At 73.8% G+C, this 10,185-nt stretch carries 9 protein-coding genes and 3 pseudogenes; 5 read left to right on the top strand and 7 right to left on the bottom strand.

Annotated features, from left to right (window positions below; all coding sequences use genetic code 11):
- Positions 1-1,379, bottom strand: a pseudogene (locus KPF47_RS36295) (APC family permease); the annotation flags it as partial.
- A gap of 42 nt (positions 1,380-1,421) precedes the next feature.
- Positions 1,422-2,893, bottom strand: a pseudogene (locus KPF47_RS36290) (aldehyde dehydrogenase family protein).
- Positions 2,894-3,050: 157 nt separating this feature from the next.
- Here KPF47_RS36290 and KPF47_RS36285 point away from each other — a divergent pair.
- Positions 3,051-3,779, top strand: a complete 729-nt coding sequence (locus KPF47_RS36285; protein WP_308015284.1) for an IclR family transcriptional regulator — start codon at positions 3,051-3,053, stop codon at positions 3,777-3,779.
- Between the two features lie 123 nt (positions 3,780-3,902).
- Here KPF47_RS36285 and KPF47_RS36280 read toward each other — a convergent pair whose 3' ends face one another.
- Positions 3,903-4,250 carry an SRPBCC family protein gene (locus tag KPF47_RS36280; protein ID WP_224392927.1) on the bottom strand — a complete coding sequence of 116 codons (348 nt, stop codon included), beginning with the start codon at positions 4,248-4,250 and terminating at the stop codon, positions 3,903-3,905.
- 195 nt (positions 4,251-4,445) lie between these two features.
- On the opposite strand from KPF47_RS36280, the gene KPF47_RS36275 reads away from it, so the two are divergent.
- From KPF47_RS36275 to KPF47_RS36265, 3 genes and pseudogenes are all read left to right on the top strand, one after another.
- Positions 4,446-4,805: a hypothetical protein gene (locus tag KPF47_RS36275; protein WP_224392926.1), complete on the top strand. Its 360-nt coding sequence runs from the start codon at positions 4,446-4,448 to the stop codon at positions 4,803-4,805.
- A pseudogene (locus KPF47_RS41265) lies at positions 4,735-6,521 on the top strand (alpha/beta hydrolase). Before KPF47_RS36275 ends, KPF47_RS41265 begins: the two are co-directional and overlap by 71 nt.
- Positions 6,522-6,581: 60 nt before the next feature.
- Positions 6,582-7,229: a TetR/AcrR family transcriptional regulator gene (locus KPF47_RS36265; RefSeq protein ID WP_224386344.1), complete on the top strand. Its 648-nt coding sequence runs from the start codon at positions 6,582-6,584 to the stop codon at positions 7,227-7,229.
- Between the two features lie 66 nt (positions 7,230-7,295).
- Here the strand turns inward: KPF47_RS36265 and KPF47_RS36260 are convergent, their stop codons facing one another.
- Positions 7,296-7,499, bottom strand: a complete 204-nt coding sequence (locus tag KPF47_RS36260; RefSeq protein ID WP_020624259.1) for a cold-shock protein — start codon at positions 7,497-7,499, stop codon at positions 7,296-7,298.
- Positions 7,500-7,658: 159 nt separating this feature from the next.
- On the opposite strand from KPF47_RS36260, the gene KPF47_RS36255 reads away from it, so the two are divergent.
- Positions 7,659-8,498, top strand: coding sequence for an IS5 family transposase (locus KPF47_RS36255; RefSeq protein WP_224392925.1), 840 nt, complete (start codon positions 7,659-7,661; stop codon positions 8,496-8,498).
- Positions 8,499-8,546: 48 nt separating this feature from the next.
- Here KPF47_RS36255 and KPF47_RS36250 read toward each other — a convergent pair whose 3' ends face one another.
- The 3 genes from KPF47_RS36250 to KPF47_RS36240 form a co-directional block, all read right to left on the bottom strand.
- A complete protein-coding gene (locus KPF47_RS36250) occupies positions 8,547-9,035 on the bottom strand; it encodes a hypothetical protein (protein WP_224392924.1) in 489 nt (162 codons plus the stop codon).
- A complete protein-coding gene (locus KPF47_RS36245) occupies positions 9,005-9,445 on the bottom strand; it encodes a hypothetical protein (protein ID WP_224392923.1) in 441 nt (146 codons plus the stop codon). Before KPF47_RS36245 ends, KPF47_RS36250 begins: the two co-directional genes overlap by 31 nt.
- 48 nt (positions 9,446-9,493) lie before the next feature.
- Positions 9,494-10,185, bottom strand: a 692-nt coding sequence (locus tag KPF47_RS36240) for an alpha-hydroxy-acid oxidizing protein (protein ID WP_224392922.1), incomplete at its 5' end; no start/stop codon positions are given.

Here is a 10,185-nt window from a genome sequence, read left to right as displayed (position 1 = left end):
CAGGTTGATCGCCATCGCCGCGCCCCACAGGCACCGCCAGCACGTTCACCGGCAGGCCGAGGCGCCCCAGGGAGAAGTACCCCTCCTGCCCCTCGTCCGGCCACTGCCCGCGCAGCCGCCGGACCAGCATCGGCACCGTGACCAGCAGGTACGCGATGTAGATCATGATGATCGCCACGCTGGTGACCGCGGTGAACACCTCGGGCACACCGATGTTCGCGACCAGGATCAGGATCGCGACGACACCGACGACGATCGCCGGCACCACCGGCGTCTTGTGCTTCGGGTCGATCCGGGCGAGCACCGAACCGGCGGGCAGTGCGTTGTCGCGGGCCATCGCGAACATCAGCCGGATCGCGGCGGTGTGCACCGCGAGCAGGCAGACGATCACCGCGATGCTGATCGTGATCAGGAAGACCCGGCCGATCGTGCCGCCGGCGACCTCCAGCAGCACCAGCTGCCCCCCGCCGTCCTTGCTGCCCAGGCGCGGGTCGGCCAGGTCGGGCGCGGCCAGGATGATGCCGAGCAGGATCAGCCCGCCGAGCACGAACGAGGCGACCACCGCGCGCAGGATCGCCGCCGGGGCCGTCCGGCGCGGGTCGACCGTCTCCTCGCCGAGCGAGCTGGCGGTGTCGAAGCCGTACATCACGTAGGCCGAGGCGAGCGCCGCGACGAGGAACGTGCCGAAGTACCCGCCGCCACCCGCGGCCGGGGCCGGGGTCTCGAACAGCACCGAGACGGGGTTACGGATGCTGAGCAGCAAGGCCACGACGATGACGACGGCGGCGATCAGCTCGATGAACACACCGGTGGAGTTGATCCGCGCCATCAGCTTCACACCGACGGCGTTGATCACCGTGGTGAGCACGATCAGGATCGCACCGAGCAGCACGCCGTTGACGGCGGCGTCTCCCGCGTCGGAGGCGTCGCCGACGAGCTGGAAGCCCGACCAGATCTGCGGGAACGTGAGCTGCGCGGCCAGCGCGACCGCCGCCAGCGACACCACCGAGGCGGTGAACATCATCCAGCCGGCCAGCCAGGACACGGTCGGCCCGGCGAGCTGCTTGGACCAGTTGTAGACCGATCCGGCGACCGGGTAGCGCCCGGCCAGCTCGGCGAAGGACAGCGCGACCATGAACTGGCCGGCGAACACCATCGGCCAGGACCACCAGTAGGCCGCGCCGCCGGTGCCGAAGCCGAAGTAGAACAGCTGGAACGTGCCGGTCAGCGATCGAGATGTAGCTGATCCCGGCCGCGAAGCTGGCGAACTTGCCGATGCTGCGGTCGAGGGTCTGGCTGTAGCCGAACTCGGCGAGCCCTCCCCCGTCTCCGTCCGCGTCGCGGGAGGGGTCCCGCCGGGTCGGTTCGGGAACGGTCATCGTGGACCTCCTGGGCCGTTGCGTCGCGTCATCATGGCGGCCTCAACGGCCCGAGAACCATCCCTGGGGCTGCGGAGCGGTGTTGGTCCACACGTGCTTGATCTCCTGGTACTCGGCAAGGCCGGTCGGTCCGAGCTCGCGGCCGTTGCCGGACCGGCCCATGCCGCCCCACTCCGCGCCGGGAAGTACGGGTGGAAGTCGTTGATCCAGACGGTGCCGTGACGCAGCGCGGACGCCACCCGGTGGGCGCGGCCCATGTCGGCGGTGAACACCGCACCGGCCAGGCCGTACTCGGTGTCGTTGCCGAGCCGGACCGCCTCGTCCTCGGTGCGGAACCGCTCCACGGTCAGCAGCGGACCGAAGGTCTCCTCGCGGATCAGCCGCGACCACCGGGGCCAGGTCGGTGATCACCGTCGGCAGGTAGAAGTAGCCCTGCGCCAGGTCCGGGTCGTCCGGGCGGGCACCGCCGCACCGGATGGTGGCGCCCTCGGCGCGGGCGGCCGCGACGAAGTCCTCGATCTTGGCCAGGTGCGCGGCGGAGACCAGCGGGCCGACCTCGACGCCGTCGGCGAGGCCGTCGCCGAGCCGGATCCGCTGCGCGCGGCGCACCACCTCGTCGACGACGGCGTCGGCGACCGAGTCCTCGATGATCAGCCGGGCGCCCGCGGAGCAGACCTGCCCCGAGTGCAGGAACACCGCGAGTATCACGTAGTCGACGGCGAGCTCGAAGTCGGTGTCGGCGAACACGATGTTCGGGTTCTTCCCGCCCAGCTCCACGGCGGTGCGCTTCACCGTCTCGGCCGAGGCCCTGATGATCTTCTGGCCGGTGGACAGGCCGCCGGTGAAGCTGACCATGTCGACGTCGGTGTGCTCGGTGAGCGGGGCGCCGACCGAGGGACCGTCGCCCAGCACGATGTTCACCACCCCGGCCGGGATCCCGACCTCCTCGCACAGCTCGACCAGCACGATCGAGGTGAGCGGGGTGACCTCGCTGGGCTTGATCACCATCGTGTTGCCCGCGGCGATCGCCGGGGCGACCTTCCAGGACAGCTGCAGCAGCGGGTAGTTCCACGGCGTGATCAGGGCGCAGACGCCGACCGGCTCGTGCACGATCCGCGACACCACGGCGGGTGTTGCCGGTGTCGACGATCCGGCCGGCGTCCTTGTCGGCGAGCCCGGCGTAGTAGCGGAAGACGGCGGTGACGTCGTCGACGTCCTGACGGCCCTCGGCGATCGTCTTGCCGGTGTCGAGGGTCTCCAGCCGGGCGATCCGCTCCCGGTCCCGCACCAGCAGGTCGGCGATCCGACCGAGCAGCGCGCCGCGCTCCCCGGTCGTCGTCCGCCGCCACGGCCCGTCGTCGAAGGCCCGGCGGGCGGCGTCGACCGCGCGGTCGACGTCGTCGGGCCCGGCCTGGTCGACCTCGGTGACCGTCGAGGCGTCGTAGGGGTTGATCACCGGGACGGTATCCCGGCGGACCCGTGGTCCAGCTTCCGTCGATGTACAGGCTCGGCACGGCGCGAGCTTTCACCGGGAACAGGTCGCTGTGCAAACCGGACCGGCGTCCGGTGCGCCAGGACACGGTCCCGCATTCCGGTCCCCGCGTGGCGACGCCCCGGATGCCCGGTTAGAGTTGCGCCATGGGCAACACGGTGCGTGGACGGGAGCCCGGGGTGCAGTCGGTCGACCGGGCCATCACCCTGCTGACGTTGCTGGCCGACCGGAGCGAGGCGGGGGTCAGCGAGCTCGCGGCGTCGCTCGAGGTGCACAAGTCCACCGCCTTCCGGCTGCTCGGCGCCCTGGAGGAGCGCGGGCTCGTCGAGCAGATCGCCGAGCGCGGCAAGTACCGCCTCGGGTTCGGCCTGATCCCGCTGGCCGGACGGGTCGCCGAGCGGCTGGAGGTCACCACCCAGGGCCACCCGGTCTGCGAGACGCTCGCGGAGCGGCTCGGCGAGACCGTCAACATCGCCATCCCGGACCGCGGATGGGCGGTGAACGTGGACCAGGCCCGCGGCCCGTCGATGGTCACCACGTTCAACTGGCTCGGCCGGATCACCCCGATGCACAACACCTCCAGCGGCAAGGTGCTGCTCGCCTCGGTCGTCCTCGACGACCCGACGACCATGCCGGACACGGTGCCGGAGCAGGGTCGCGACACGCTCGTCGACGAGCTGCACCGGGTCCGCGACCGCGGCTACGCGTGGTCGCTCGAGGAGCTGGAGACCGGGCTCAACGCCGTCGCCGCACCGGTGCTCGACCACGGCGGGGCCGTCGTCGCGGCCCTGTCGGTGTCCGGCCCCGCCTACCGCCTCCCGGCCGACCGGATCGAACGGATCACGCCCGAGGTCGTCGCCGCCGGGCGGGAGATCAGCCGTCGGATGGGGTTCTGGCGCGAGCGCTGAGCGGCGTCTACCGGGGTGGTGCGGGGGCGGGGCCCTGCAGACGTTCCAGTACCGGCGGCAGGGTGCGTTCCAGCTCGTCGCCGTGGCGCTCGAACTCGCGCCGCAGGAACGGCGCCGCCAGCTTCAGCAGCCCTTGAGCCGGACGTGGGCGTGGAAGCTCACGACGCTCCCACCGGTCTCGGTGGGTTCGACGACGATCTCCTCGGTCGCGGTGACCGTCGCGTTCTCCCCGACGAACACGACCCGGTGCGCCGTGAGCTCGCACAGCGTGTGGTCGAGCTCGCTCTCCCGCCCGCTCCACACCGACACCGTGCGCCAGGCGGCACCGACCGCGACGGGGCCGCCCCCGTCGGACCGGGTGCTGGCGCGCACCGTGGGGTCCCAGACCTCGCTGTGCCCGTGGTCGGCGAGGTAGCCGAGCACCGTCGGGACAGGGGTGGACACCGTCATCACCCGCTGGACGCCGACCACGACGCTCCTCTCCCCCGGGCCGCGCGCGGGCCCGGCCCGCTGCTCCCGACCGGCGCAGATGGTCTCACGACGACCTCTCATGATCGAGAGCGCCCGCGTCGGATTCCTCCGATCGCCCGTGCCGCGGCCGCGCGGCACGCACACTCCTCCCGACGCGGGCCCGGTGGGTCCGCCACCGACGACGGAGGTGCCGCGGTGCACGACCGAGACCGACCCGGGACGCCGTGGACCGGGCGGCCGTGCCCGACCGCGCCGCACCCGTCCCCCGGCGGACCGGTGCGCTCCGATCCCGACGCGCTCGACGCCGCCGCCGCGGCCCTGGACCGGACCGCCGACGGACTCGCCGCCGACGCGGCGCTGCTCGGCGGCGCCGCACCGGTACCGGGCTTCGCGACCGGATCGGCGGCGACGGCCTGGGAGGACTCCATGGTGCGGGCGGTCCGGGAGCAGGCGGGGCGGACCGCGTCCCACGCGTCGGCCCTGCGTGCGGCGGCGGCCGCCTGGCGTGCGGCCGACGACGACACCGCGTCGGCGTTCGCCGGGCGCACGTCGTGAGCGCCGGGCCCGCGCTGGGCGACGTCGTGGCGGCCGACCCCGGCGCGTGGCTGCGCCGCGCCGGCACCTGGGACGGGTTGTCCCGGGCGCTGTCCGACCGGGCGACGGAGCTGGAGCGCTCGGCGCCGGGCGCCTGGGCCGGAGCCGACGCCGACGCGGCCGCCCGGTCCCGCGCCGAGCAGGTACGCCGGCTGCGCGACGACGCGGGGACCGCCACCCGGGCCGCACACGTCCTGGGCGCCCACGCCGGCGAGGTGCTCGACGCCCAGCGGCGCCTGGTCGTCGCCGCGCTGGCGGTGCACCCGCAGTTCTCGGTCGACCTCGAGCGCGGCACGCTCTCGGCCGGTGCCGGTGCGCTCCCGCTCGGCATGTGGCGGCTGCCCGCGACGGTCGCGCGCTTCGCCGCGGACCTGGTCCGCCTGTCCGGTGCGGTCGCCGACGCCGTCGGGGCGGCGCCCCGGTCCGACCGCGCCACGGCCGCCGCGCTGGACGCGCTCCGCCCGGCGCCCGGCCCCGCTCCCCTCCCGGTCACCCCCGCAGCGGAACCGCCCGCCGGTGCGGGCCCCGGCACCGTGCGCGCCTGGTGGACCGGGCTGGCGGCGGCCGAGCGGGAACGGTTGCTGCGCACCCGTCCCGCTCTCGGCGGCGCGCGCGGGCGCGACGTGTACCGGTCCCCGACCGGGACCGGGCGAACCGGATCCTGCTCGAGGACGAGCTGTCCCGGCTGCGGGCCCGGGTGGCGCTGCTGGAACGGGCCGGGGACACGGTCGGCGCGGACCGCGCCGGACGCACGGCGGCCGGGCTGGAGGCGACCCGCCGCCGCCTGGACGCCGGCGGCGCGAGCCTGCTCCGCCTCGAGCGCGGCACCACGGGCGGCCGGATCGTGCTCGCCGTCGGCGACCCGGAACGCGCCACGCACGTCCTCACCCACGTCCCCGGGACCACCGCGGGCTGGGACACGGTGCCCGGCGACCTGGCCCGGGTCGAGGCGACCCGGGCCGCCGCACGGGCGGTCGCGCCCGGCGGGTCGGTGGCCGCGGTGCTGTGGACCGGCTACGACGCGCCCCCGGACCTGCTCGCCGCGGCCGACCCCGGTGCCGCCCGCGCCGCCGCCGGGACCTGCGGGACTTCCAGGACGGTCTGCGGACCGGACACGACGGGCCGGTGCACCTGACCGTCGTCGGGCACTCCTACGGCTCGGTGGTGGCCGGGAACGCCGCCCGGGGCGCCGGCCTCGCCGCCGACGACGTCGTGTTCGTCGGCAGCCCCGGGACCGGCGCGGCCCACGCCTCGGACCTCGGCACCGCGCCCGGGCACGTGTGGGCCACGACCGCCGGGCACGACCCGATCGGCCGGGTGCCCGGGGTCGAGGTGTTCGCCACGTCGCGGGGGCTCTCCCCGACCGGGCTCCTGCACGGCCCCGACCCGGCGGCACCGGGGTTCGGCGCCCGGGTGTTCGCCTCGGCGCGGGGTCGCCGCTGCCGCGGCCGGACGACCCGGCCACCCCGAACGACGAGACGGCGTTCGCCTCCGCCCACGGCGGCTACTGGGACCCCGGATCACCGAGCCTGTCCACGCTCGGCCGGATCGTCGCCGGGGCGCCCGTCCCGCCGTGACGCTGGGTCACGTCCGGACTGCTTTGCGAGACCACCGCACGCCCGGGCGGCTACCGCTACGACCCGGTTCCGAACCGGAGATGGGCCAGGTCACAGGTAGTCGTCAGGCCGATCGCGACTACCCTGTCCCGGACGTGGGCACGGGCAGTAGCATGCGAGCGTGACCGAGACCGAGAGCAGACCGGCACGGCGCACCGGCCGCCCGCCCCTGACCGACCGCGCGACACTCCTGGCCGCAGCGCGCGAGCTCGGCTTCTCCGACCTGACGGTCGGCGCGGTGACCGCGCGGGTCGGGGTGAAGTACTCCACGTTCTACCGCCACTTCCCCAGCCTGGAGGCGCTCGTCGCCGCCCTGGTCGACGACGTGGTCACCGACGACGTGTTCCCCGCGACCGACGAGGGCCGTTGGCAGGAGCAGATGCTCGCCTTCGCCGCAGCGACGTTCGACGTGATGGCCGAGCACCCCGGCCTCGCCCCCGCCATGGTGCGGCTGCCGGAGTCCCCCGAGGCCCTGCTGTCGGCCTTCCGCAGGCTCGCCGACCGGCTGCTGGAGGCCGGGTTCACCGCGGAGGACGCGGTGCTGGGCGCCTCGACCGCCATCCACATGGGAATGCAGCCGTGGCTGACGGCGCACTCCCCCGGCACCGGGGACGCGCGGCGGCGCGAGCAGCTGCTGGACTCGGCCGAGCCGTTCGACGCCGCGGTCCGCGCGGTGGTCCGGGACCGGATCGACGACCCTCCCCGCAGCTGGACCCTCAGCCGCGTCGAGCTCGTCGTCGCGGGCCTGGAGACCCGTCTGGCGTCCTGACCCGGACACGACGACGCCCGGGGTGCTTCGCGTGAGCACCCCGGGCGTCGGCGTCGGATCAGGCGGTCAGGTGGGGACGACCTGGTCCGCCTGCGGACCCTTCTGACCCTGGGTGACCTCGAAGGTCACGGTCTGCCCCTCGTCGAGGCTGCGGTATCCGGAGGACTGGATCGCGCTGAAGTGGACGAACAGGTCCTGCCCGCCTCCGTCCGGCGTGATGAACCCGTACCCCTTCTCCGCGTTGAACCACTTGACGGTTCCCTGTGGCATCCGGATGTCTCCTCGCGTCTTGCCGGTTCCTACGGGGTGGACATTAGAGGTCGCGCGGATTGGTCACAGCTTGGCCGCGGTCGAGTGTCTGGGGGCGAGGGCGGGTACGGGCCTGCCGATCATGAAGTTATCTACGCTTCGTGATCGTCTGGAGGCCGCGTGCCCACCCTGCCATCATGGCTGACCGAGCCGTTGTGGGACCAGTTCACCGCGCTGCTGCCTCATCGAGACGAGTTCGATCCCACCCATCCGCTGGGCTGCCATCGCCGCCGGATCGCGGATCGGATCGTGTTCGACAAGCTCCTGCAGGTACTGCGGTTCGGCTGCTCGTATGAGGGCATCGCTGACAGCACCTGCTCGGCGACCACCATCCGCGATCGTCGTGACGAGTGGATCAGGCGGGGTCTTCGCCCAGCTGCGTCGGATCGTCCTGGACGCCTACGACCGCATCGTCGGTCTGCTGCTGCACGACATCGCCGTCGATGGCGCCATCACACCAAGGCCCCCCGGCGGCGGCGAGGTCGCGGTCCGTCGCCGGTGGACCGGCGCAAACAGGGTATGAAACGTTCGGTGCTCGTCGAGGGATACGGCATCCCGCTGGGCCGAGTCCTGGCCGGAGCCAACGGCACGACTCCCCCGCTACGGCCCACCCTCGACCGCCTCGATGCTCTCGGCCCGCTGCCCGACGACATCACCGTGCACCTCGACGCCGGCTATGACTCCGGCAAGGACCCGCGACACGCTGGCGAACGAGGCCTGCACGGCGAGATCGCGCACAAGGGTGAGAAAGCGCCGATCCAGGCCACCCGCCGCTGGCACGTCGAGCGGACCAACGCTTGGCACAACAGCTTCAACCGGCTGCAGCGCTGCTACGAACGACGAGAAATCGTCGTCGACGCGTTCTTCGACCTCGCCGACACGATCGTCACACTCCGTAGCTTGATTCGGCAGGCCTGGACCACACACCGCTGGAACGCCCGACCTGCACGACGTCCATGATCACCAAACCAATCCGCGCGACCTCTTGCCGCACCGGACCCCGCCGTGCTACAGGCGACGTGCGATCGGGTACCGGCGCGTCGCACCGTCCGTCCCGTTCGCCCCGTTCCCGTCGGCCCGCGGGACGTCAGCCGAGGACCGCGGCCAGCACCAGCCGCCGCTGGTCGCGACGAACGACAGTCCGCTGACGACCCGGAAGACCGGGTGGCGCACGACGCCCGGCCCCCAGGCCATCGGCAGGAACAGCGCCGGGTTGACCCAGGTGCCGAACACCAGCACGGCGACGAGCCAGCCGGGCAGGTCCGGGGCGGCCAGCCCGACCGCGACCAGGATCAGCCCCATCAGCACGAAGTCCAGGTGGGCCTGCAACAGCCGGCGCGGTTCCACGATCCCGATCCGCCGCCAGGCGTCGGGACGGGTCACCGACACCACGACCGCCCAGCCCAGCACCGCACCGAGCGCGAGCTCGACGAGCCCCGATCCGCACCATCGCGTCCACCGGGTGATCATGGCCGACGCCCGGTCCCCGCCGGGCACCGGCTCACCGGCGCGGGACCAGCCCGCCCGCGTAGAGCGCCCACGCGACCAGCAGCGGCTGTCCGGCCAGCCGCGCCGCGCGCTTCGTGTCGGTGTCGAGCCCGAAAACCGTCGACCCGGTTGCGGTACTGCGAGATGTTCCCGGGGAAGATCGCGGTGAAGAACGCCGCGGCCAGGCCGCCGACCCGGCGCCGCTCCTTCGGCAGGCCGGCCAGCGCGGCACCCAGCGCGATCTCGGCCGCGCCGGAGAGCAGCACGACGTCGTCGGTGTCCATCGGGATCCACGGCGGGACCTGGGCCCGGAACTCGCGGCGGGCGACGGTGAGGTGGGAGGCCCCGGCGAGGACCAGCATCGCGCCGAGCGCGAGGCGGGCGGCGTCCTGCCGGGTACGGGTGCTGACACGGGTCATGGTCCGACCGTGCCACGGAGGGTGCCCACGGGCGCGGCGGGCGACCCGTCAGGGGCGCCCGCGCAGGTCGATCCCGGCGGGGCTCGTGGCGCCGGCCAGCCCGCAGACCAGGTCGAGCTCCGCGACGACGTCCTGCAGCACCTGCGCGACACCGCGGGCCCCGTCGAGGGCGAGGCCGTGCACGAACGGGCGACCGAGCAGCACGGCGCGGGCACCGAGCCGCACGGCGGTGGCCACGTCGGCCCCGGTGCGCACCCCGGAGTCGAGCAGCACCGGGAGCGCGTCCCCGACCGCGTCGACCACACCGGGCAGCGCGTCGAGCGAGGCCACGGAGTGGTCGACCTGGCGACCGCCGTGGTTGGAGACGACGACGCCGTCCACGCCCGCGTCGGCGGCGCGGCGGGCGTCGTCGGGGTGCAGGACTCCCTTGAGGACGATCGGGAGCCGGGTCCGCGAGCGCAGGGTCGCCAGGTCCTCCCAGGACAGCCGGGGTCGCGAGTAGACCCGCAGGAAGGTCTCACCGCCGCCCGCGGGACGGGCGAGCGCAGGTTGTCCCGGAACCGGCCGGGGGCGTTGCGGGTGATCTCCAGCAGGGTGCGCACGGCCTGTGGGGTGACCGTCGGCCGGGCCCCGGCCGACGGTGCCGCGAGGGTCTCCTCGACAGCGGTGGAAGACCCGGGTCCGAGGTGTACTGGGCGATCCCGATGCCACGGGCGAAGGGCAGGTGTCCCAGGTCCAGG

This window comes from Pseudonocardia sp. ICBG1293 (genome assembly GCF_020131355.1).
Lineage (GTDB): Bacteria > Actinomycetota > Actinomycetes > Mycobacteriales > Pseudonocardiaceae > Pseudonocardia.
Note: the sequence above shows the minus strand (reverse complement) of the source record. Positions and strands in the feature narration are given on the sequence as shown.